Source organism: Streptomyces sp. G5(2025), from assembly GCF_049542075.1.
Taxonomy (GTDB): Bacteria; Actinomycetota; Actinomycetes; order Streptomycetales; family Streptomycetaceae; genus Streptomyces.
This window is the reverse complement of the sequence record NZ_JBMUZT010000006.1, coordinates 489,869-511,947: the sequence shown is the minus strand read 5'-3', so window position 1 is coordinate 511,947 and position 22,079 is coordinate 489,869. Positions and strand designations below refer to the sequence as shown.

At 72.0% G+C, this 22,079-nt stretch carries 19 protein-coding genes and 1 pseudogene; 15 read left to right on the top strand and 5 right to left on the bottom strand.

Features of this window, described 5'->3' with window-relative positions; genetic code table 11:
• Nucleotides 1–8: 8 nt before the first annotated feature.
• Genes ACOBQB_RS13085 through ACOBQB_RS13025 form a run of 13 tightly spaced genes read left to right on the top strand, consistent with a single transcriptional unit; the run spans nucleotide 9 to nucleotide 14,401 of the window.
• Complete coding sequence (locus ACOBQB_RS13085; protein WP_423591609.1) at nucleotides 9–1,538, top strand: right-handed parallel beta-helix repeat-containing protein; 1,530 nt, start codon at nucleotides 9–11, stop codon at nucleotides 1,536–1,538.
• A gap of 1 nt (nucleotide 1,539) precedes the next feature.
• Nucleotides 1,540–2,790: an O-antigen ligase domain-containing protein gene (locus ACOBQB_RS13080; protein WP_423591607.1), complete on the top strand. Its 1,251-nt coding sequence runs from the start codon at nucleotides 1,540–1,542 to the stop codon at nucleotides 2,788–2,790.
• Between the two features lie 11 nt (nucleotides 2,791–2,801).
• On the top strand, nucleotides 2,802–4,037 hold the full coding sequence (locus ACOBQB_RS13075) for a glycosyltransferase (protein ID WP_423591605.1): 1,236 nt from the start codon (nucleotides 2,802–2,804) through the stop codon (nucleotides 4,035–4,037).
• Nucleotides 4,034–5,269 carry a class I SAM-dependent methyltransferase gene (locus tag ACOBQB_RS13070; RefSeq protein WP_423591603.1) on the top strand — a complete coding sequence of 412 codons (1,236 nt, stop codon included), beginning with the start codon at nucleotides 4,034–4,036 and terminating at the stop codon, nucleotides 5,267–5,269. Before ACOBQB_RS13075 ends, ACOBQB_RS13070 begins: the two co-directional genes overlap by 4 nt.
• Complete coding sequence (locus ACOBQB_RS13065) at nucleotides 5,266–6,060, top strand: glucose-1-phosphate cytidylyltransferase (protein WP_423591601.1); 795 nt, start codon at nucleotides 5,266–5,268, stop codon at nucleotides 6,058–6,060. Before ACOBQB_RS13070 ends, ACOBQB_RS13065 begins: the two co-directional genes overlap by 4 nt.
• A complete protein-coding gene (locus tag ACOBQB_RS13060) occupies nucleotides 6,057–6,719 on the top strand; it encodes a PIG-L deacetylase family protein (protein WP_423591599.1) in 663 nt (220 codons plus the stop codon). Before ACOBQB_RS13065 ends, ACOBQB_RS13060 begins: the two co-directional genes overlap by 4 nt.
• A 3-nt stretch (nucleotides 6,720–6,722) precedes the next feature.
• Nucleotides 6,723–7,748 (top strand): NAD-dependent epimerase/dehydratase family protein, encoded by a 1,026-nt coding sequence (locus ACOBQB_RS13055; RefSeq protein ID WP_423591597.1) that lies wholly within the window; start codon nucleotides 6,723–6,725, stop codon nucleotides 7,746–7,748.
• A complete protein-coding gene (locus ACOBQB_RS13050; RefSeq protein WP_423591595.1) occupies nucleotides 7,736–9,025 on the top strand; it encodes a DUF4910 domain-containing protein in 1,290 nt (429 codons plus the stop codon). Before ACOBQB_RS13055 ends, ACOBQB_RS13050 begins: the two co-directional genes overlap by 13 nt.
• Nucleotides 9,022–10,344 carry a hypothetical protein gene (locus tag ACOBQB_RS13045; protein WP_423591593.1) on the top strand — a complete coding sequence of 441 codons (1,323 nt, stop codon included), beginning with the start codon at nucleotides 9,022–9,024 and terminating at the stop codon, nucleotides 10,342–10,344. The genes ACOBQB_RS13050 and ACOBQB_RS13045 overlap by 4 nt, the downstream gene beginning before the upstream one ends.
• Complete coding sequence (locus ACOBQB_RS13040) at nucleotides 10,341–11,288, top strand: glycosyltransferase family 2 protein (protein ID WP_423591591.1); 948 nt, start codon at nucleotides 10,341–10,343, stop codon at nucleotides 11,286–11,288. The genes ACOBQB_RS13045 and ACOBQB_RS13040 overlap by 4 nt, the downstream gene beginning before the upstream one ends.
• Nucleotides 11,285–12,508 carry a polysaccharide pyruvyl transferase family protein gene (locus ACOBQB_RS13035; RefSeq protein ID WP_423591590.1) on the top strand — a complete coding sequence of 408 codons (1,224 nt, stop codon included), beginning with the start codon at nucleotides 11,285–11,287 and terminating at the stop codon, nucleotides 12,506–12,508. Before ACOBQB_RS13040 ends, ACOBQB_RS13035 begins: the two co-directional genes overlap by 4 nt.
• Complete coding sequence (locus ACOBQB_RS13030) at nucleotides 12,505–13,068, top strand: dTDP-4-dehydrorhamnose 3,5-epimerase family protein (protein ID WP_423591588.1); 564 nt, start codon at nucleotides 12,505–12,507, stop codon at nucleotides 13,066–13,068. The genes ACOBQB_RS13035 and ACOBQB_RS13030 overlap by 4 nt, the downstream gene beginning before the upstream one ends.
• Nucleotides 13,069–13,075: 7 nt before the next feature.
• Complete coding sequence (locus ACOBQB_RS13025; protein ID WP_423591587.1) at nucleotides 13,076–14,401, top strand: glutamate-1-semialdehyde 2,1-aminomutase; 1,326 nt, start codon at nucleotides 13,076–13,078, stop codon at nucleotides 14,399–14,401.
• Between the two features lie 12 nt (nucleotides 14,402–14,413).
• On the opposite strand, the gene ACOBQB_RS13020 is transcribed toward ACOBQB_RS13025, so the two are convergent.
• Nucleotides 14,414–15,067: a phosphatase PAP2 family protein gene (locus tag ACOBQB_RS13020; RefSeq protein WP_423591585.1), complete on the bottom strand. Its 654-nt coding sequence runs from the start codon at nucleotides 15,065–15,067 to the stop codon at nucleotides 14,414–14,416.
• 96 nt (nucleotides 15,068–15,163) lie between these two features.
• On the opposite strand from ACOBQB_RS13020, the pseudogene ACOBQB_RS13015 reads away from it, so the two are divergent.
• A pseudogene (locus ACOBQB_RS13015) lies at nucleotides 15,164–15,600 on the top strand (VOC family protein).
• Between the two features lie 68 nt (nucleotides 15,601–15,668).
• On the opposite strand, the gene ACOBQB_RS13010 reads toward ACOBQB_RS13015, so the two are convergent.
• Nucleotides 15,669–16,790 (bottom strand): NAD(P)-binding domain-containing protein, encoded by a 1,122-nt coding sequence (locus ACOBQB_RS13010; RefSeq protein ID WP_423591583.1) that lies wholly within the window; start codon nucleotides 16,788–16,790, stop codon nucleotides 15,669–15,671.
• 95 nt (nucleotides 16,791–16,885) lie between these two features.
• Between ACOBQB_RS13010 and ACOBQB_RS13005 the strand changes: the two genes are divergently transcribed.
• A complete protein-coding gene (locus ACOBQB_RS13005) occupies nucleotides 16,886–17,308 on the top strand; it encodes a YjbQ family protein (RefSeq protein WP_423591582.1) in 423 nt (140 codons plus the stop codon).
• 20 nt (nucleotides 17,309–17,328) lie between these two features.
• On the opposite strand, the gene ACOBQB_RS13000 is transcribed toward ACOBQB_RS13005, so the two are convergent.
• From ACOBQB_RS13000 to ACOBQB_RS12990, 3 genes are read right to left on the bottom strand one after another with little or no spacing between them, the layout of a single operon-like run.
• Entirely contained in the window at nucleotides 17,329–17,856 is a 528-nt protein-coding gene (locus tag ACOBQB_RS13000) for a hypothetical protein (protein ID WP_423591580.1), read from the bottom strand.
• On the bottom strand, nucleotides 17,853–19,067 hold the full coding sequence (locus ACOBQB_RS12995; protein WP_423591579.1) for a hypothetical protein: 1,215 nt from the start codon (nucleotides 19,065–19,067) through the stop codon (nucleotides 17,853–17,855). Before ACOBQB_RS12995 ends, ACOBQB_RS13000 begins: the two co-directional genes overlap by 4 nt.
• Complete coding sequence (locus tag ACOBQB_RS12990) at nucleotides 19,064–22,078, bottom strand: AAA domain-containing protein (RefSeq protein WP_423591577.1); 3,015 nt, start codon at nucleotides 22,076–22,078, stop codon at nucleotides 19,064–19,066. Before ACOBQB_RS12990 ends, ACOBQB_RS12995 begins: the two co-directional genes overlap by 4 nt.
• Nucleotide 22,079 lies beyond the last annotated feature (1 nt).

Here is a 22,079-nt window from a genome sequence, read left to right as displayed (position 1 = left end):
GGGGACGCGTGGGGAGGAAGTGGCGGAACCGGCGGAACTGGCGGTTCCCGGTGGTGGCGCTGGCCCTGCTGGCGGCCGGCTGCGAGAGCACGCCGGACGCCCCGGACGCCAAGGCGCAGCCGACCGCCGCGCCGTCCACGCCCGTGGCCCGGGCGTGCGCCGAGCCGGCCGCCGGACCGGTGAAGGCGCCGGCGGGCGCGGTGACCGTCGACCCCGCGAACGTCGGTGACCTGGCCGCGAAGACGAAGAACAGCCCGCCGAACACCACGTTCTGGCTCCGCCCGGGCAAGCACAGGCTCGCGCCGGACCGCTACGCCCAGATCATCCCGAAGAAGGGAAACCGCTACCTCGGCGCGCCGGGCGCGGTGCTCGACGGCCGGAAGACCAACCAGTACGCGTTCGGCGGCACCGCCCGCGACGTCACCATCCGGCACCTGACCGTGCAGCGTTTCGTCGCGCCGCCGGACGAGGGCGTGGTCAACCACGACTCGGCCGACGGATGGGTGATCGAGCACGCGACGATCCAGCGCAACTCCGGCGCTGGGCTGATGGCCGGTGACCGCCAGCGGGTCCGCGCCAACTGCCTGCGTGAGAACGGCCAGTACGGCATGAACGCGTACAAGGCCAAAGGAAAGATCAGCGGCCTGGTGGTCGAGGGCAACGAGATCGTGGGCAACAACACCGACGACTGGGAGCGGCGGCGCAAGGGCTGCGGCTGCACCGGAGGCATCAAGTTCTGGGCCGTCGACGGCGCCGACGTACGCGGCAACTGGGTGCACGACAACCGCGGAACCGGCCTGTGGGCGGACACCAACAACAACGACTTCCGCATCGAGGACAACGTCCTGGAGGCCAACGACGGTGCCGCGCTGATCTACGAGACCAGCTACAACGCGGTCATCCGGAAGAACACGATCCGGCGCAACAACTGGGTCGAGGGCCGCAGATACGCCGACCGCGGCGACAACTTCCCCTTCGCGACCGTCTACGTCTCCGAGTCCGGCGGCGAGCCACGCGTCCGGGCCCGCACGGACAAGATCGAGATCCACCGGAACGTGCTGGAGGACAACTGGTCCGGGATCACCCTGTGGGAGAACGCCGACCGGTTCTGCAACAGCCCCGCCAACACCTCCTCCGGCGACTGCACGTTGCTGGTGAAGGACACCGACCGCTGCGCGCGTCCGGCGATCGCCAAGGCGCCGCTGTACGGCGACTGCCGGTGGAAGACCCAGCGGGTCGACATCCACCACAACCGCTTCGTGCTGGACAAGTCGGTCGTCGACTGCACCGTGAGGTGCGATCGCATGGCGGTCCTCGCCAACTACGGCACCTATCCGGACTGGTCGCCGTACCAGGGCGAGCGGGTGGCCGAGGCGATCACCCGCAAGCAGCACAACCGCTGGCACGACAACGCCTACGTAGGCCCGTGGAAGTTCGTGGCCCACGACCCGAGCCGGGTGCTCGACTCCGGACAGTGGCAGGGCGAGCCGTACCGGCAGGACGCGGGCAGCACCTTCCGCGCGCGGGACGGGGGTTGACTTGAGCGCCGACCACATACCGGAGGCGGACCACACGCCGAAGACCGTCGGAGCGGTCTGGGGGCTGCTCGTCCTCAACACGCTCGGCTCCGCCGGGGCGAAGACCATCGTCCCGCTGCCCCGCTCCCTCATCCAGATGGTCACCATGGGCGCGCTGGGCGCCGCGTTCGCGCTGGCACTCGCGGTCAATCTCCGGCTGCGTGTCCGCCCCAGTGCCTACGTGTTCCTGCTCACCCTGCTGCTGGTGCCGAGCGTGATCTCCAGCGCGGGCCTGGAGTCCGGATTCGGCGCGCTCTTCCGCTGCGCCCGCCTCGCTCTCTTCATCGGCACGCTGTGGCTGCTCAGCCGCTGGTGGGACGGCGGCGTCACGTTCGTCCGGCACCACATCCGGATGTACTTCGCGGTGCTCGGGTCGGTGGCCGTCGGCCTGGCCGTCTCACCGGGCGCCGCCCTGCCCGAGCTGTACGGCGGGCGCCTCGTCGGCGCGCTGTGGCCGCTCACTCCGCCGCAGATCGGGCAGTACGCCGCGGTGATCATCGGACTCACCGTCCTGCTCGTCCTCGGCCGCGGGACCGACAGGGGCAGCGCGGCGGTGGTCCTCGTGCCGTCACTCGTCCTGCTCGCCCTGACCCATACCCGCACGGCCACGCTCGGCCTGCTCATCGGCCTCACCCTGGCGATCGGCTCGCTCGTCCTGACCAGCGCCGCCGCCCGCCGCTTCCTCGCCTGGGCGGTGCTGTGCGCCGTGGTGGCCGCGGTGGGGTTCGCCTCCGCGCTGCGGTCGTGGTTCCTGCGCGGCCAGAGCCAGGAGCACTTCACCAGCCTCACCGGCCGGGAAAAGGTCTGGGACGCCCTGCTGGCGGCGCCCCGGACGACCTCGGAGCAGCTGTTCGGCATGGGCCTGGGCGACAAGTCGTACGGCGGGCTGCCGATCGACAACAGCTGGCTGGCCGTCTACCACGAACAGGGGCTGACCGGCGCCGCCTTGGTGGCGGCCATCATCGTCGTCCTCGCCGGTGTCGCACTGCTGCGGCCGCCGTCGCTGTCGCGGGCCTGTGCGATCTTCCTGATCAGCTACTGCGCCATCGCGTCGTACACCGAGGCCGGGCTCGGCGACGCCTCGCCGTATCTGCTGCATCTGGCTGTGGCCGCCTCACTGTTGGCGGCGCCCGGCGCGGCCACGCCCCTCCCGACGCCCGAAACCCCTCGACGACGTGTCCCGCGCCGGGCCCGGAGATCGGAGATGACCTGAGCATGCACGGCATGCACGTGTTGGTGGTCCACAACCGCTACGCCTCGGCGCAGCCGAGCGGCGAGAACAAGGTCGTCGACCAAGAGGTGGAGCTGCTGCGCGCGGCCGGCCACCGGGTCGAGGTGTTCGAGCGGCGCAGCGACGACATCGCCGCCCGGTCCCTTCCCGCCAAGGCCGCGGTGCCGCTCCTCGTGCCGTGGAACCCCGCGGTCCGCACCGAGCTCGCCGCCCGGCTCCGCAGCGAGCGGCCGGACGTGGTCCACGTCCACAACGTCTTCCCGCTCCTGTCGCCCGCCGTCCTCGCCGCCTGCGCCGACGCGGGCGTACCCGCCGTCGCCACGCTGCACAACTACACCCAGATCTGTCCGCCCGGCACCCTCCAGCGGAACGGCAGGCCGTGCACCGAGTGCGTCGGGTCGGTGGCGCCGCTGCCCGCCGTCCGGCACGGCTGCTACCGCGGCTCCCGCCTCGCGACGGTGCCGCTCGCGGTGGGCCTGGCCGTCAACCGGCGGCGGTGGTGGTCCGGCGTGGAGCGGTTCCTCTGCATCTCCGCGGCGCAGCGCGACGTCCTGGTGCGGGCGGGCATGCCGGCCGAACGCCTCGCGGTGAAGCACAACTTCGTCCCCGAGCCGGACGTCCGCCGGTCGGCCCCCGGCGAGCATCTGCTCTACCTCGGCCGTCTCGCGGAGACCAAGGGCGTACGGCTGCTCATGGCCGCGTGGGACGAGCTCGCCGCCGGCGGCGGTGTGGACGTACCGCTGGTGATCGCGGGCGCGGGGCCGCTGGAGCGCGAGGTGACCGCCTGGGCGACGGGCCGGGACGACGTGCGGTACGTCGGCCTGTTGGACACGGCGGGGTGCCGACAGGCGATCGCGCGGTCGGTCGCCGTGGTGGCTCCCTCGACCTGGCTGGAGGCGTTCGGCCTGGTGGTCGTGGAGGCGATGGCGGCCGGGGTCCCGGCCGTCGCAGCCGGTCATGGCGCCTTCGTCGAACTCGTCGAGGACGGGGTGGCCGGGCTGCTGCACAGGCCGGGCGACTCCGCCTCGCTCGCGTCCTGTCTGCGCGGGATCACGGCTGACCCGGTCCGCAACCACCAGCTGGGCCAGGCGGCCCGACGCCGTTACGAGCAGGACTTCAGCCCGGCCGTCGGCCTTGAGCGCCTGGTGGAGGAGTACCGCACCGCGATCGCGGGTCGGACGGAAGCAACGGAATCAAGGGGGACGGAAACAATGGGGGGCAGTAGATGACACGATGCCGACTCTGCGGATCGGAAGCGATGGCGAGCGTCGTCGACCTCGGGGCGACGCCACCGTGTGAGAGCTTTCTCGCCGCGGACCAACTGGACCGGCCGGAGCCCGCGTACCCGCTGCACCTGCGGGTCTGCACCGACTGCTGGCTCGCGCAGATCCCTCCGCTGATCACGCCGGAGGAGACGTTCAGCGAGTACGCGTACTTCTCCTCCTTCTCGACCTCCTGGGTGGAGCACGCGCGCACGTTCGTCGCCGACGCCGTGCGGCGGCTTCCGCTCGGCCCCGAGGCGTTCGTGGCCGAGGTGGCGAGCAACGACGGGTATCTGCTGCGGCACCTGGTGGACCGGGGCATCCGCTGCCTCGGCATCGAGCCGTCGGTGAACGTCGGCGCGGCGGCGCGGGAGGCGGGTGTGCCCACGCTCACGGCGTTCCTGGACCCGGTCACCGGCTCGGCCGTCCGCGCCGAGCACGGCCCGGCGGACCTGGTCGTGGCGAACAACGTGTACGCGCACATCCCCGACGTCGTCGGATTCACCCGGGGGCTGCGCTCCCTGGTCGCCGACGACGGCTGGGTCTCCATCGAGGTGCAGCACCTGCTGACCCTCATCGAGGAGAACCAGTACGACACGATCTACCACGAGCACTTCCAGTACTACACGGTCGCCTCCGCGACGCGGGCACTGGCCAGCGGTGGACTCGCGCTCGTGGACGTCGAGTTGCTGCCCACGCACGGCGGCTCCATCCGCCTGTGGGCCCGGCCTGCCGAGGTGGCCGGCGAGCCCTCCCAACGGGTGGCCGACGTACTGGACCAGGAGAAGGCCGCCGGACTCCAGGAGCTGTCCGGGTACACCGAGTTCTCCGCCCGCGTGTCCAAGGTGCGCCGGGACCTCCTGAAGTTCCTCATCGAGGCGGCCGAGCGCGGTGAGACGGTCGTCGGATACGGCGCGCCGGGCAAGGGCAACACCCTGCTCAACCACTGCGGCATCCGGCCCGACCTGCTCCCGTACACCGTCGACCGCAACCCCTACAAGCACGGCAGGTTCACCCCGGGCACCCGCATCCCGGTCCTGCCGCCCGAGCGGATAGCCGCCGACCGGCCGGACTACGTCCTCGTCCTCCCGTGGAACCTGCGGGCCGAGCTGGTCGAACAACTGTCCTTCGTGCACGAGTGGGGCGGCCGCCTTGTCTTCCCCATCCCGGAACTGAGCATTGTCGAGGTCGAGCGATGAAGGTCGTACTGTTCTGCGGCGGTTACGGGATGCGGATGCGCAACGGCGCCGCGGACGACGTGCCCAAGCCGATGGCGATGGTCGGCCCGCGACCGCTGATCTGGCATGTCATGCGCTACTACGCGCACTTCGGGCACACGGAGTTCATCCTGTGCCTCGGCTACGGCGCCCACCACATCAAGGACTTCTTCCTCACCTACGAAGAGACGACGTCCAACGACTTCGTGCTGCGGGGCGGGAAGACCGAGCTGCTTTCCACCGACATCTCGGACTGGACGATCACGTTCGCGCAGACCGGGATCGAGTCACCGATCGGGGAGCGGCTGCGCCGGGTGCGGCACCACCTGGACGGCGATGAGATGTTCCTCGCCAACTACGCCGACGTCCTCACCGACGCACCGCTGCCGGAGATGATCGACCGGTTCGCCCGGCGCGACGCCGGGGCGTCGATGATGGTCGTGCCGCCGCAGTCCTCGTTCCACTGCGTGGAGCTGGGCGAGGACGGGCTGGTGGGCGGCATCACCGCCGTGAGCGACCTGCCCCTGTGGGAGAACGGCGGCTACTTCGTGCTCCGCCAGGAGGTCTTCGACCACATCCCGGAGAGCGGGGACCTGGTCGCCGACGGATGCGCCCAACTCGCCAAGCGGGGCCGCCTGGTGGCGCACCGGCACCGCGGCTTCTGGAAGCCGACCGACACCGTGAAGGAACGGGCCGCGCTCGACGCCGCCTATGCCCGGGGTGATCGCCCGTGGGCCGTGTGGGAACGGGACGGCGCGGGGGTGAGCGCGTGATCGGGCTCGGGGCAGGGCGCCTGGACCGGATCGCGGCGGTGGGCGCGCACTGCGACGACATCGCGATCGGCGCCGGTGGCACGCTGCTGACGCTGTGCCTCGCGCACCCCGGCATCCGCGTCGACGCGCTGGTGCTCTCCGGCGGCGGCAGCGAGCGGGAACAGGAGGAGCAGGCCGCGCTCACCGCGTTCTGCCCCGGCGCCGACCTGCGGCTGACCGTGCTCAAACTGCCGGACGGCCGCATGCCGACGCACTGGGACGAGGCCAAGGCCGCGGTCGAGGAACTGCGCGGGCTGACCGACCCGGATCTGATCCTGGCCCCGCGCACCGATGACGCGCACCAGGACCACCGCGGCCTGGCGCGGCTCGTCCCCACCGCGTTCCGCGACCACCTCGTACTCGGGTACGAGATCGTCAAGTGGGACGGCGACCTCGGCCGCCCGGCGGCGTACCAGCCGCTGGCGCCGGAGATCGCCGAACAGAAGGTACGGCTGCTCCAGGAGCACTACCCGTCACAGCGGCACCGGCCCTGGTACGACCGGGAGGCGTTCCTCGGCCTCGCCCGGATCCGCGGCATCGAATGCCACGCGCGCTACGCCGAGGCGTTCGCCGTCACCAAACTCACGCTCGATCTCGGCACTCTTGATCTGGGAGACTGAACCTTGCGCGTACTACTGACCGGACACCAGGGCTACCTGGGCACCGTGATGGCCCCGGTCCTCACGGCCGCCGGACACGAAGTCGTCGGCCTCGACTCCGGCCTGTTCGCCGACTGCGTCCTCGGCCCGCCGCCCGCCGACCCGCAGGGGCACCGGGTGGACCTGCGCGACGTCACCGCCGACCACGTGACCGGCGTGGACGCGGTGATCCACCTGGCCGCGCTCTCCAACGACCCGCTGGGCTCGCTGGCGCCCGACCTCACCTACGACATCAACCACCACGCGTCCGTACGCCTGGCCCGGCTGGCCCGCGACGCCGGGGTGCGGCGCTTCCTGTACGCGTCCACCTGCTCGGTCTACGGCGCCGCCGGCGGCGGCGACCTGGTGGGCGAGGACGCCCCGCTGCGCCCCGTGACGCCGTACGCGGAGTCCAAGGTGCGGGTGGAGGACGACCTGCACGCCCTGGCCGACGACGACTTCAGCCCGGTGTTCCTGCGCAACGCCACCGCCTTCGGCTACTCGCCCCGGCTGCGCGCCGACATCGTGCTGAACAACCTGGTGGGCCACGCGCTGCTCTCCGGCGAGGTGCGCGTGCTCTCCGACGGCACCCCGTGGCGCCCACTGGTGCACGCCGCCGACATCGCGCGGGCCTTCGCGGCCGCACTGACCGCGCCGCGCGAGGCGGTGCACGACCGGGCGTTCAACATCGGCGGCGAGACCAACAACGTCACGGTGGCCGAGATCGCCGAGCAGGTCGCCGACGCGGTGTCCGGCGCGAAGGTGGTGATCACCGGGGAGACCGGCGCCGACCCGCGGTCCTACCGTGTGGACTTCTCCCGCTTCCGTGCCGCGATACCCGGCTTCGCCTGCGCGTGGACGGTGCGGCAGGGCGCTCTCGAACTCGCCGACGCCTACCGTAAGTTCGGCCTGACCGAGGAGGACTTCGAGCGGCGCTTCACCCGGCTCGCCGTGCTGCGCGCCGCGTCCGACGCGGGCGCCGTCGACGACACGCTGCGGTGGCGCCGGTGACCGCGGACGGCTTCGGCGAGGAGATGTACGCGCTGGTCAAGCGGTTGTACCCGCTGTGCCGGAGCATCACCGGTGACGGTGTGCGCGCCACCTTGCAGATCGTCGACGAGTACCTTCCGCTCCAGCTGCACGAGGTGCCGACCGGGACACAGGTGCTCGACTGGACGGTGCCCCAGGAGTGGAACATCCGGGACGCCTACATCGCCGACGCCTCCGGAACGCGGGTCGTCGACTTCGCCGCGTCCAGCCTGCACGTCCTCGGCTACAGCGTGCCGGTGGCCAGGACCATGCCCCTGGCCGAACTGCGAGAACACCTGCACACCCTGCCGGACCACCCGACGTGGGTGCCGTACCGCACCAGTTACTACAAGCCGGACTGGGGTTTCTGCCTGGCCCAGGAGACCCTGGACGCGCTGCCGGACGGCGAGTACGAGGTACGTATCGACTCCACCCTCGCCGACGGCCACCTCACCTACGCCGAGCATGTGATCCCCGGCCAGGTCCCCGACGAGGTGATCGTCTCCTGCCATGTCTGTCATCCGTCGCTGGCCAACGACAACCTGGCCGGGATCGCGGTGGCGACGTACCTGGCACGGGCGCTGGCGGAGCAGACGCCGTACTACACCTACCGGTTCGTCTTCGCGCCCGGCACCATCGGCGCGATCACCTGGCTGGCCCGCAACAAGGAGCGGGTGGAACAGGTCAGGCACGGCCTGGTGCTGGCCTGCGCGGGGGACTCGGGACGGCTGACGTACAAGCGGAGCAGGCGCGGCGACGCGGAGATCGACCGGGTGCTGCGGTACGTGCTGGCCGCCTCCGAACGCCCGCATGAGCTGCGGGAGTTCACGCCGTACGGCTACGACGAGCGGCAGTACTGCTCGCCCGGCTTCGACCTCGGCGTGGGCTCGCTCAGCCGTACGCCGTACGCCGGTTACCCCGAGTACCACACGTCGGCCGACAACCTCGACTTCGTCTCCCCGGAGGCGATGGCGGACACGCTCGCCGTCTGCCGCGAGGCGTTCGCCGTCCTCGACCGCAACCGCCGGTACCTCAACCTCAGCCCCTACGGCGAACCGCAGCTCGGCAGGCGCGGGTTGTACGACTCGCTGGGCGGCCGCAGCGACGCCAAGCAGGCCCAGCTGGCCATGCTCTGGGTGCTCAGCCTCTCCGACGGCGAGCACAGCCTGCTGGACGTCGCCGAGCGGGCCGGGCTGCCGTTCGACACCGTCGCCGCCGCGGCCGACGCCCTGCGCGGCACCGGACTCGTCAAGGCATGACGCCGATGACCACGGGGCGTGAGGCTACGGGGAGTGAGGAGGCTGCGCGGGAGAAGGCGGCGCCGCCCACCGCCAAGCGGGCCATGCTCGGCCGGCTGTCCTGGGGCCTCGCCGACCAGGCGGCCTCCAGCATGACCAACTTCGCGGTGGGCATCTACGTCGCCCGCTCGCTCGGCCTTGCCGCGTTCGGCGTGTTCAGCCTGGCCTGGGTGACCTACGGCGTGGTGCTCAGCGTCTCCCGCGGGCTCGCCACCGACCCGCTCGTGGTGCGCTTCAGCGGCGTACCGGACGCGTCCTGGCGCGGGGCGGTGGCCCACTCCTCGGGCGCCGCGCTCAGCGTCGGAGGCGTCATCGGTGCGGCCTGCCTGGTGGCGGGACTCGCTCTCGGCGGCGCCGTGGGGCCCGCGTTCGCCGGTCTCGGCGTCATGCTGCCGGGACTGCTGCTCCAGGACGCCTGGCGGTACTCGTTCTTCGCCGCCGGGAACGGGCGCAAGGCGTTCGTCAACGACCTCGTGTGGGGCGCGGCACTCGTCCCCGCCATGGTGGTTGCGGCCCACGTGGGCACCGTGACCGCCTTTGTACTCGCCTGGGGCGCGTCCGCCGCCGTGGCCGCGCTCTACGGCTGCCTCCAGTCCGGGATCCGGCCCTGCCCGTTCGGGGCGCGCGAATGGCTTCGCGCGCACCACGACCTCGGCTACCGGTACGTGATCGAGAACGTCAGCACCAGCGGCGCGAGCCAGCTGCGGGCGTACGGGCTCGGCGCGATCGTCGGGATCGGCGCGGTCGGCGCGATCCGGGGCGCCGAACTCCTGCTCGGCCCCTTCCTCGCGGTGCTGATGGGCCTGTCGCTGGTCACCGTCGCGGAGGCGGCACGCGTGCTGCGGCAGGCCCCGCACCGCCTCGGCGTGTTCTGCCTCGTACTGGGCGGCGCGCAGGCCGTCGCCGCGCTGCTCTGGGGCGCGGCACTGCTCCTCGTACCGGACCGGGCGGGCGAGTTCGTGCTCGGCGACGTCTGGAGCACCGCCTCGGAACTCATCGTCCCGGCCGCACTCGGCGTCGCGGGCGCGGGCCTCGGCACCGGCGCGGCGGCAGGGCTGCGCGCGCTCGCCGCCGCCCGGCGCAGCATGCGCAGCCAGCTGTTCGCCTCCGCCTGCTATGTCGGCGGCGGCCTCGGCGGTGCGGCCGTGGCCGGCACGGTCGGCTCGGCCTGGGGCGTCGCCGCCGCCACCGTCGCCGGCTCGGCCGTGTGGTGGCTGCACCTGCGGTCCGCCCTGCGCGAGCACCACCAGAACCCCCTTCCCGAAATGAGGACACCATGACCGCCCCACCGCGGTTGAGCATCGGCCTGCCCGTGTACAACGGCGAGGAGTACCTCGCCGAGTCGCTCGACGCCCTGCTCGGCCAGACCTACGAGGACTTCGAGCTGGTCATCACCGACAACGCCTCGACCGACGGGACCCAGGACCTCTGCCGCAAGTACGCCGCGCGGGACTCCCGCATCCGCTACATCCGGCTGCTCCGGAACATCGGCGCCGCGCCGAACCACAACTACGTGTTCACCCAGTGCCGCGGCGAGTTGTTCAAGTGGGCCTCGCACGACGACCTGTACGCCCGCGACCTGCTGCGGCGCTGCGTCGAGGTGCTGGACGAACGGCCGGAGGTGATCCTCGCGCACAGCGGCCAGGCCGTCATCGACGGCGACGGCCAGGTGAAGGTCCCCTACGCGTACGGGCTCGCCACCGACTCGCCGCACGCACCGGAGCGCTTCCGCAGCCTGCTGTTCGAGCCCGGCGGCGACGACTTCTACGGGGTGATGCGGGCCGACGTACTGCGCCGGGTGAAGCCGCACGACAGCTACCACCACGCGGACCGCACGTTCGTCGCCGAGATCACCCTGCACGGCCCCTTCCACCAGGTGCCCGAACTGCTGTACTTCCGCCGCGACCACCCCACCCGCGCCGAACGGGCCAACCCCTCGAAGCGGTCCCGGTGCGTCAACCTCGACCCGCGCCGGGCGGGCCCGCTGCACCCCACGCCCCGGCTGCTCGCCGAGTACGTCTGGGGCTTCGCCTCGGCGATCCGGCGGGCGCCGCTGTCCTCGGCCGACCGGCGCGCGTGCTACGGCCACCTGGTCGCGTGGCTGACCAGCCGGGCCCGGCCGGGCGCCGGTGAGCGGGTCGAGGACCGCGCCCCGGTCGACCCGGCCGAGCTCGCCGTCTCCATCGACGCCCTCGTGGCGGGCCGTGAGGGGAGGCGGACGTGACGCCGGTGCGGGTAGGGCTCTTCGGTCTGCTCGGCTCCGGCAACCTCGGCAACGACGGGTCGCTCGAAGCCGTGCTCGGCTATCTCCGTGCCGAACACCCGGAGGCGGTCGTCGACGCGCTGTGCGGCGGCCCCGAGACCGTCACGGCCCGGTACGCGATCCCCGCGGCACGGCTGCACTGGTACCGAGGGGAGTACCGCACCGCGTCACGCGCGGGCGCGGTCGCCGGAAAGGGCCTCGGCAAAGTCGTCGACGCCTTCCGCACCGCCGCCTGGGTGCGCGCGCACGACGTGGTGATCGTGCCGGGCATGGGCGTCCTGGAGGCCACGCTGCCGCTGCGGCCGTGGAGCTTCCCGTACTCCCTGTTCCTGCTCTGCGCCTCCGGCCGACTCTTCGGCACCCGGGTCGCGCTGGTCGGCGTCGGTGCCGCCCCGATCGGCAACCGGGCGACCCGGACCCTGGTGCGCTGGTCGGCGCGGCTGGCCGCCTACCGGTCGTACCGCGACGCCCAGTCCCGCGACGCGATGCGGGCGATGGGCGTGGACACCGCGCGCGACGAGGTCCACCCGGACCTCGCGTTCGCCCTGCCCACGCCGCGAAGGAGCACGCCCTCGGGTCCGCCGGGCACGGTCTGTGTCGGCGTCATGGCCTTCCACGGCGGTGACGACGACCGCGCCCGCGCCGACGAGATCCACCGCCGCTACCTCGACGGGGTCACCCGGTTCGTCCGCGCGCTGGCCGAGGACGGCAGGCCGGTGCGGCTGCTCACCGGCGACGCGTGCGACACCCCGGTGGTCGCCGCGATCCTCGACGCGGTGGACTCGCCGCTGGTCACCGCGGCCGAGACGGCCTCGCTGGCCGACCTGATGGAGGAGATGGCGGTCGCCGACACCGTGGTGGCGACCCGCTACCACAACCTGGTCTGCGCGCTGAAGACCGGCACACCGACGCTGGCGCTGAGCTACGCGGCGAAGAGCGACGCGCTCATGGACCGGATGGGCCTCGCCGCGTACTGCCACCCGGCGCGCGAGGTCGACGCCGACCGGCTGTTCGAACAATTCCGTGAGCTGGAGCGGCGATCAGCACAGCTGCGGCAGACCCTCGCCGAGCGGAACCACACCGCTGAGCGCCAACTCGGGGTCCACTTCACCCAGTTGACCACGACCCTGTTCCCCGCCGCCGACCACGCGCGGGCCCACGCACGGCAGGAGACTCCATGAAAGCGACCGAGGTCCCGCAGATCGCGGGCGCGTTCCTCTTCGAACCCACGCCGTACGCCGACGAACGCGGGTTCTTCTGCCGCACCTTCGACGCCGACGTGGTCCGCTCGGTGGGCCTCGACCCGGCCGCCTTCGTCCAGGACAGCCTGTCCCGCTCGGTCCGGGGCGTGGTGCGCGCTCTGCACCTGCGCTCCGGCGCCGGCGAGGCCAAGCTGGTGCGGTGCTCGTACGGGAGGATCTTCGACGTCGTCGTGGACCTGCGGCCGGACTCACCGACGTACCGCGGTGTGGCCTTCTTCGAACTGTCCGACGAGACGCAGGCGACCCTGTACATCCCGGCGGGATGCGCGCACGGCTTCCAGGCGCTGACCGAGACCGCTGACATCGCGTACCGGATCGACCGCCCGCACGATCCGGCCGAGGACGTGACGATCACCTTCGACGACCCGGACCTCGCCATTCCCTGGCCGCTGCCCGTCACCTCGATGTCCCGGCGGGACCGGGAGGCGCCGGGCCTCGCCGAGGCCCTGAAGCAGTCGCGGCAGCGGAAAGAGAGCTGAAGTCGGCGTGGACACCGAAGAGTTCCGCCTACCCCGGTCGCAACGGGCGAACGAACGGCTGCACGCCATGATCCCCGGGGGCGCGCACACCTACGCCAAGGGCGACGACCAGTACCCCGAGGACCTGGCCCCGGTCATCAGCCACGGCCATGGCGCCCATGTGTGGGACATCGACGGCAACCGCTACATCGAGTACGGCTCCGGCCTGCGGTCGGTCAGCCTCGGCCACGCCCACCCGCGCGTGCTCGAAGCGGTGCGGCGGGAGATCGAGCGCGGCAGCAACTTCGTCCGGCCGTCCATCGTGGAGGCCGAGGCCGCGGAACGCTTCCTGGCGACGGTGCCCACCGCCGAGATGGTGAAGTTCGCGAAGAACGGCTCCGACGCCACCACCGCCGCGGTGCGCCTCGCCCGCGCCGCCACCGGCCGCCCGCGCGTGGCCCTCTGCGCCGACCACCCCTTCTTCTCCGTCGACGACTGGTTCATCGGCACCACGCCGATGTCCGCCGGTATTCCGGCGGCCACCACCGACCTCACCCTGGCCTTCCCGTACGGGGACCTGGCCGCCACGGAGGAGCTGCTCACCCGCCACCAGGGCGAGGTCGCCTGCCTGATCCTCGAACCCGCCACCCACACCGAGCCGCCGCCGGGGTACCTCGCCGGGCTGCGCGAGGTGGCCGACCGGCACGGCTGCGTCCTCGTCTTCGACGAGATGATCACCGGCCTGCGCTGGTCCGAGGCGGGTGCGCAAGGGCTGTACGGCGTCGTCCCCGACCTCTCCACGTTCGGCAAGGCGCTGGGCAACGGATTCGCCGTCTCCGCGCTGGCCGGACGCCGCGACCTGATGGAGCGGGGCGGACTGCGCCACTCCGGTGACCGGGTGTTCCTGCTCTCCACCACGCACGGCGCGGAGACGCACTCCTTGGCCGCCGCCATGGCCGTGCAGACCACCTACGCCGAGGAAGGCATCACCGCCCGGCTGCACGCCCTCGGCGAGCGGCTGGCCGCCGGGGTCCGCGAGGCGGCGGCCGCCCTGGGCGTCGGTGACCACGTCCTCGTCCGGGGCCGGGCCAGCAACCTCGTCTTCGCCACCCTCGACGAGCAGCGGCGGCCGTCGCAGCCCTACCGCACGCTGTTCCTGCGGCAGCTCCTCGCGGGCGGGGTGCTGGCCCCGTCGTTCGTGGTGAGCAGCGCGCTCGACGACGCCGACATCGAGCGCACCGTCGAGGTGGTGGCCCAGGCGTGTGCGGTGTACCGGAAGGCGCTGGACGCAGGTGACCCCGACCCCTGGCTGGGCGGGCGACCGGTGAAGCCCGTGTTCCGCCGCACGGCATGAGGTGACGCGACGTCAGAAACGTGGCCGCCGACCGGCGTCGGCCAGTCGGTCGGCCGCCCCGTCGATCAGCCGGTCGGTCGCCGGCACCACCGCCAGCGCGGTGCACCAGCCGCCGAGGGCGTCGGTCGGGTAGTGCGCGCCCAGGACGACCTGCGCCCAACCCATGGCGGCACCGGCGACCAGCGCCGAGGCGAGCACGATGAGGGTGCCGCCCGTCCTGCCGAGGCCGAGCCGACCGGTCACGGCCAGCGCCACCACGAGGGCGAGCGCGGTGAGGAAGGCGGTGTGCCCGCTCGGGTAGGACAGATTGCCGTCACCGTGGATGGTGCGTTCCACCAGCGGCTTCAGCAACTTCGTCGCCCCCACGGCCAGACCGGTGCCGCTCACGACGAGCACTGCCGCGCGAGGACGCCGAAGCAGCAGGCAGCCCGTCACGGTGACCGCGACCAGCACCGCCGCGCCCACCGGCTCGCCCAAGAAGTCGGTGGCCAGGGCGACGCTCCGCCACGGCGGCCCCACGCCCTCCACCGCCGCCCGGATCCGCGCGTCCACCGTGCCGGGCCGGCTGTCATCGGCGTACAGGGCCCCGAGCGCGACGACCAGCAGTGCGGCGAGGCCCCCGACCAGCCCGAGCCTCACGCGCGCCGCTTCGGCCGGACGATCCAACGCGAGCCCCCCGAAATCCTCTGCTCGTCACCCTAGCCGCCAACCCACCCGAGACCAACCGGCGTTGTGCAGGAGGCGGCCTGCTATGGTGCGCCGATGTCATCGACGATCAAGAAGTTCCAAGTCACCTTCGACTGCGCGCAACCCGAGCGCGTCGCTCGTTTCTGGTGCGAGGTGTTGGGGTACGTCCCACCGCCGCCGCCGGAGGGATTCACGACATGGGACGACTTCAACCGTTCCCTGCCGCCTGAGGAGCGCGATTCCTGGTTCGCGTGCAGCGACCCCTCGGCGCCGGCCCGCGACTGTACTTCCAGCGCGTTCCCGAGGGGAAGGTCGCCAAGAACCGGGTGCACCTCGACGTGCGGGCCGGCACCGGGCTCGTGGGCGACGAGCGCCTCGCCACGCTGGAGGCCGAGCGCGACCGACTGGTCGCGCTCGGCGCGGTCTGCGTGCAGGTGCTGCTCGCCGACGAGGAGAACGAGTCCTGCATCGTGATGCAGGACATCGAGGGCAACGAGTTCTGTATCGACTGAGCATCGACTGAGCGTCCTCGGGACGGCGGTCAGGGCCGACGGCCCTGACCGCCGCAGGGGGCGTCGGATCACACCACGACCGGTGCCCCCGCCAGCAGCCGCTGGATGTCGCGCACCGCCGCGCGCCCCGCGCGATTGGCGCCGATCGTGCTGGCCGAAGGCCCGTACCCCACCAGATGGACGCGGGGGTCGGCGGCCGCCCTGGTGCCCTCCATGCGGATGCCGCCGCCCGGCTCGCGCAGCCGCAGCGGAGCCAGGTGGTCGATCGCGGCGCGAAAGCCCGTGGCCCACAAGATGATGTCCGCGTCGACGCGCCGTCCGTCGTCCCACTCGACACCGGTCGGCGTGATGCGGTCGAACATCGGCAGCCGGTCGAGGACCCCGTCGGCCCGGGCCTGCCGGATCGCGTCGTTCACCGGCAGACCGGTCACCGACACCACGCTGCGCGGTGGCAGCCCCTGACGTACGCGCTCCTCGACCATGGCGACAGCCGAGCGCCCCCAGTCCTCGTCGAACGGCCCCTCGCGGAACACCGGCGGGCGCCGGGTGACCCAGGTGGTCTCCACCGCGTACGGAGCGATCTCCATCAGGTGCTGCGTGCCCGACGCGCCACCGCCGACGACGATCACCCGCTGCCCGGCGAAAGCCTCGGGGCCGGGGTAGATCGCCGTGTGCAACTGCCGTCCCCGGAACGTCTCCTGGCCCGGATAGCGCGGCCAGAACGGCCGGTCCCACGTGCCCGTCGCGTTGATCAGCGCGTGCGTCGACCAGGTGCCCGCCGAGGTCTCCACGAGCAGCCGCCCGCCCTCGCCCTCACGCACCGTGTGTACGTCGACGGGACGCCGTACCCGCAGGTCGAAGCGGTCCTCGTACGCCGTGAAGTACTCCCCGACGACCTCCGACGACGGACGCGCGGGGTCGGCGCCCGTCAGTTCCATGCCGGGGAGCGCGTGCATGCCGTGCACCTTGCCGTACGTCAGCGAAGGCCACCGGAACTGCCAGGCGCCGCCGGGCCGGGGCGCGTGATCGAGGACCACGAAGTCCCGGCCCGGCCCGAAGCCGACCCGCCGTAGGTGGTAGGCGCTGGACAGGCCTGCCTGCCCCGCGCCGATGACGACCACGTCCACGTCCACGTCCACGTCGTGCGCGGGTGCCGCGGCGGCTGCGTCTCGTACCCCGATGTCGTTCACGGTTCTACTAACTGCATCGGGGCCCGGGATCTTCCCGGTACACCCAAGCCGTCGCCGGTCGCCGGTCGCCGGTCGAGATGGGGGATGATGAGGGTATGTCCGATGCGTTCACCACCCGAGTCCTGCGGGTCACCACCGGTTCGAGCGAGCGGGTCCTCGACCTCACCCGCGACTGCGAGTCCTTCCTGCGTGAGGCCGCGGCCGGCCGCGACGGCCTCCTCAACATCTTCGTCCCGCACGCCACGGCGGGCATCGCCGTCCTGGAGACGGGTGCGGGCAGCGACGACGATCTCCTCGCCGCGCTGCACACCCTGCTCCCCGCCGATGACCGCTGGCAGCACCGCCACGGCAGCCCCGGTCACGGCCGCGACCACGTCCTGCCCGCCCTCGTTCCGCCCCACGCCACCCTGCCGGTGGTGGGCGGGAGCCTGGAGCTCGGCACGTGGCAGTCGGTGTGCCTGGTCGACACGAACGTCGACAATCCCGACCGGCAGGTCCGTCTGAGTTTCCTGGGCTGAGCGAGCCCCGCAGCCGCCGGTCAGCCTCCGAGGTCGGCGTACCGCACCACCTGGACAGTGAGCCCGGCGAGCATGGCCGTCTCAGCCAGGGAGACCGCGAGCAGCGGCCACTGCGCGGGGCCGAGCAGCCAGAAGACGGTGAGGGAGGCGAGTGGGGCCGCGCAGAACGTCAAGAGGTCCACGGCGAGCTGTATCCGCTTGCGGGAGCGCCGGTGCGCGTCGCGGCGGTGAGCGGATTCCCAGCCGAACACCTCGCCGCCTTCCGGTGTGAGGTCCTTGAGGCGGGGGGCCAGTTCGTCTCGTACGTACCGGCCGATGGCGGAGATCTTCTCGTCGTTGGCCAGGTACGTCCAGCCCAGCGTGACCGACAGCGGGGGCAGCAGGAGCAGCAACTCCAGCTGGCCGTCCCGCGCCAGTGTCGAGCCGATGACGGCCGCCATGACGCCAAGGGTGGCGTAGATGAGGTTGTCGCGGAAGCCGATCCGCGCCCGTTGCTCCTGTTTGATCTGGTCGTACTCGGCGAGGAGGAGCTGGCCGGTGTCGATCACTTCTGTTCATCCTCCAGTCGGGCCAGTTGGGCTTCCAGGCCGCTGTGGCCGGTTCTCCCCGCACCGGCCCGGAGCCGGGACAGCTCCGGGGGATCGAGGTCCAGTTGCCGGCAGAGGCGAGCGATGAGCTCTTCCGCCTCGGGGAGGCTGACATGGCGTCGGGAGCCGAGACGCTGGTCCAGGCGGTCGAGAAGAGCGCGTTTCCGCGGCGTCGGCTCCTTGCACCACACGCGGAAGAAGCCGCTGCCTGCCACGCGGTAGGTGCCGATGCGGGCCTCCGGGATGCCGTTGCCGCGGAAGGCGGCGGCGGGCAAGGACACCGTCCAGGTCCCGTCGGCCTCCTGTTCGGGGGAGACCGATTCCAGGTTCTGCTTGCCGAGCCAGTTCTGGGCGGCTCGCCGGACCCGCTCGTCCGTCTCCTCCGCCTGCTCCTCGTTGTCGAGGGCGTTGATCAGCTCAGGTGCGCGCGTGCAGAGTTCACTGAGCTCCGGGTCGTGCGCGCGCCCCGCTCCCGCCTGGCCGTAGACCAGGAGCCCGCCGTGGCCCCGCACCACGTAGACCGGCAGGAAGACGAGTTCCGCGCCCAGACTCTCCAGCGCGTCCATGGCCACGGGCAGGTTGAACCGGGCACGGTCCTTGCGGTGCTTGAGGCGGTCCAGGGCCGACGCGTCGAAGTCGGACATCCCGAGGACCGGGGTGAAGCGGGGGTGGCGGTCTCCGCGCGTCGCCTGGGCCAGGCCGTCGCCGGACAGGAGGGTGACGACCTCTTCGTCGTAGTGCTCCCGGGTCAGCGGAGTGCCGCTGAGGGCCTCGAAGTACAGCTTCCTGCGGTCCTGGCGGGTCACCACATAGCGGATGTCGTCGTCCACGGAACGCTGTCCCAGCGGTGTCAGGGTCAGTCGGTCCGCGGACTGCCGCACATGACCGATCGCTGTCAGGAACCGCACGGCCTGCGCGACCAGGGCGCGGTCCAGGGCGAAGAAGGCGGCGAGTTCATCGACGGTGTGGAGGGCGCCGTGGCGCAGGCCACGCCCCAGGAAGCGGTCGATGAGGAAGAAGTCCTCGCCCTCGGTGATGTCGGCGCGGATCTCCACCTGCCAGACGGGCAGCAGCAGGCAGTAGAGCCGGGTGGGCGCGATGCCCTGTCCGAAGGCGGCGTCCTCCAGGGCCCACTCCGCGGGGAAGGGCATCAGTCGCGGCGAGGCGCTCACGCTCGGCCTCCTTCACGAGCCGGGCCGGCGGCCTCGTCGAGCGCCGGATCCGCTTCGTCGAGCGCCGCCATGACGTCCTGGTAGGCCAGCAGGTCACCCCGGGCGAGCAGATGCCGGTGGAGACCGTCGGCAAGAGCGCGGAAACCGGGGTCGCCCGCGCGGAGCAGGGTGCTCAGGTCGCCGGTCAGCACCAACTGGCTCTTGGCGCGGGTGAAGGCCACGTTGGCGCGGCGCAGTTCCTTGAGGAAGCCGACCCGGCCTTCGGGGTTGCTGCGCGTGAAGCCGTACAGAACGACCTCGCTCTCCCCGCCCTGATAGGAGTCGACGCTGCCGACCATGGCGTCGGCGAGCTGAGAGTCACCGATCAGCGGGAGCAGGTGGCGGATGACCTCCCGGCGCTGCGCGAGGTAAGGCACGATCACCACCCATTCGGAGCCCCTGCGGTGGTAGAAGGCGGCGAGGCGCGCCAGAAGAAGCGCCTCACAGGTGTTGAGGGAACCCTTGAGACCATGGCCCCCACGTCCGCCGCCCGACTCCCGGCGAACACGGTCGGGCAGCGCGGAAGTGTCGACAAAGGCCATCGGGCTCGCGAACAGTGGGCCGGTGTGCCGGTGCTCCTTCTCGGTGAGGAGTTCACCTCCGTAGAAGGTGGCCGAGATGAAGTCGGCGATCTCGGCGGGCATACGGCGCTGCCGGGTCAGCTGCACCACATGCGAGGCCGGCAGCCCGGCACGCAACTGCTCCAAGGCGCTCTGCGAAAGGAGCCGGACCAGTTCCGGGCCCCCCATGTCCCGGGCCCAGTCGGCCACTTCGGGGTCGTGGAGAGGCGGCAGCTGCCGGTCGTCGCCGACCAGGACGCCACGGCGGACCCGCGTCAGCGGCACCAGCGCGTCCGCGACGCCGATCTGGCCGGCCTCATCGACGATCCCCAGGTCGAACTCGACTCCCGCCAGTTCCCGGCGGGACGCGGCGCCGATGCAGGTGGCGCCCACCACCTGGGCGTAGCGGACGAGTTCGGGTGTCAGCCGGCGCGGGTCCTGGCTGATCGCGCCCTGCCACTGCCGGGCGAGCTCGCCGCGCCGGGCGACGAGCGGCAGCCATGGCCGCACCTGCTCGTGCAAGGCGTGCAATGCCGCTGCCGCGGCGGCCGGGTCCGCCAGCCGGTCGGGCAGGGGAAGGCTCGGCAGGACAGCGCGGAGTGCCCGGACCGCCATGTCCGCGGCTTCGTAGGCCGCGAGCAGAGCCGCGCCGAGCCGCTGTCCGGCCGTTTCGCGGGCGGCCAGGGCGGAAGTGACGCCAGGGCTCTCCCGGACCGCGCGCTCCGCCGCGGCGTTCGCCGCGTCGGCCTGCCGGCTCAGCTCCACGCCCAGCTCGTCGAGCCGGGCGATCTCGTCCCGCACCGCCGTGAGTTCGTCCTCCCCGCGCCGGGCCCTGGACCGGTGCAGCCGACCGGTCAGCCAGGAGTCGGAACGCTGCTGGTGGGTCCCCACCTTCTCCTGGAGCCGCGAAGCCCGCTCGGCCAGCGACCGCCGGGCCGACGCCCTCTCGTTCTCCTCGTCCTGGAGCGCCGCTCGCCGCGCCCGGGCCGGGGCCGCGGCCACCCGGACCGCCTCCTGAACGGACCGGGCCGCGGCCTTCTCGCGCTGCGCCAGCTCGTCGACCCGACCCAGCCGGGAGGCGAGCTCCGCCGTCCACGGCTCGGCGGCCTCCGCCTCCTGGTACGCCTGCGTGCGCTGCGCCATGCTGTGCCGAATCGTCTCGGACAGGTTCTCCGCCTGTGCCTCAAGGAGCAGGGGCTTCACATCGGCGTGGACGTTGCTCTCGTCCCCCACCCTGATGACGACGAGATCCCGTGGCAGCCGCGCCAGTACGTTGTCCACCGCGCGATTGGTGTGGGAGGTGACCAGGACGCGTCCACCGCCGGTGCCCGCCGTGACCGCGCACGTGCGGGCGATCTCGGTGATGGTCCGGGTCTTGCCGGTGCCAGGAGGACCTAGTACGACCAGCAGGTCCTCGGTGGTCAGCGCTTTGCGGAAAGCTTCCAGCTGCTCGGGGTCGAGGTCTTCATGCGGCCGCGCGGTCGTGGGCGGGATGGCGCGTACCTGGTGCTCGACCATGGCCGGCAGCAGCCCCGGATTGCCGGCGTCCGCGGTCCGTAGGCTCGCCACGGCCTGGCGCTGCTTGTTGTACACCACGTTCATCGGGATGAGTTCGAGTGCCCCGCGGGCAGGCAGCCGCTCCCACGACACGGGCTGGTCGAAGCGGACCGTGGCACAACTCCCCGCCGTCCGGCTCACCTTGCCCCGAGTCTCCGTGTCGCCCTGGATGCGGACGAAGTCGCCGATCGACGGCGACTCGGGCCCGAGCAGGTGAAACTCGTACACGGACTGCGGGGTCCTGCCGCGCCTGCCGCCGACGGTCGTCACACGCTCGTACGGAAAAGGGGCCGCCGCCCGCGCTTTCCGGGTGGTGATCTCCTCGGACGCGTCGATCAACCGGCCCACGGTGTCGAGGAATTCCGCCTGGGCTTCGCTGATGGCGAGAGCGTCCGGCGATGGCGATCGTGGTTCTGGTTGCCCTTGGCCGAGGCTTCGCCACGCCTTCTCCAGATCCTGCCATTGGGCGTCCGAACCCTCGGGCACCGCCCGGAGCTCGAACACCATCCGCCAGGAAGGCGGGCGCACGAGGAGGCACGAACGAGCGAGGCGTGCGTGGTCGGCGAGGCGCAGCGGATCGATGCGTTTGACGAAGTAGCCGGTACCGCGGCGCGTCGCCTCAAGGCGCAGCCGGTAGGCACGCGTGTGCACCAGCAAGGAGGGCTTGTACTTGCCGTTGCCCTCGCTGAGGCTGACGGCGACGCCGCCTTCGAGCTCGTTCAGATCGCGGACGATCTGCGGAATGCCGGCCGGCAGGCCGGCGTTGGTCTCGGCCTTCGCGCGCAGCTGCTCATCCAGGGAGAGCCCCGGGATGAGCACCAGCGGAGCCGACAGACGGACGGTGGTGAGGGACATC

Bases quoted from the DNA above. Each gene is read 5' to 3' on its own strand.
- ACOBQB_RS13030 (WP_423591588.1), top strand. From the start codon at position 12,505: ATGAAAGCGACCGAGGTCCCGCAGATCGCGGGCGCGTTCCTCTTCGAA.
- ACOBQB_RS12990 (WP_423591577.1), bottom strand. From the start codon at position 22,078: ATGTCCCTCACCACCGTCCGTCTGTCGGCTCCGCTGGTGCTCATCCCG.
- ACOBQB_RS13070 (WP_423591603.1), top strand. From the start codon at position 4,034: ATGACACGATGCCGACTCTGCGGATCGGAAGCGATGGCGAGCGTCGTC.
- ACOBQB_RS13045 (WP_423591593.1), top strand. From the start codon at position 9,022: ATGACGCCGATGACCACGGGGCGTGAGGCTACGGGGAGTGAGGAGGCT.
- ACOBQB_RS13065 (WP_423591601.1), top strand. From the start codon at position 5,266: ATGAAGGTCGTACTGTTCTGCGGCGGTTACGGGATGCGGATGCGCAAC.
- ACOBQB_RS13005 (WP_423591582.1), top strand. From the start codon at position 16,886: ATGTCCGATGCGTTCACCACCCGAGTCCTGCGGGTCACCACCGGTTCG.
- ACOBQB_RS13040 (WP_423591591.1), top strand. From the start codon at position 10,341: ATGACCGCCCCACCGCGGTTGAGCATCGGCCTGCCCGTGTACAACGGC.
- ACOBQB_RS13075 (WP_423591605.1), top strand. From the start codon at position 2,802: ATGCACGTGTTGGTGGTCCACAACCGCTACGCCTCGGCGCAGCCGAGC.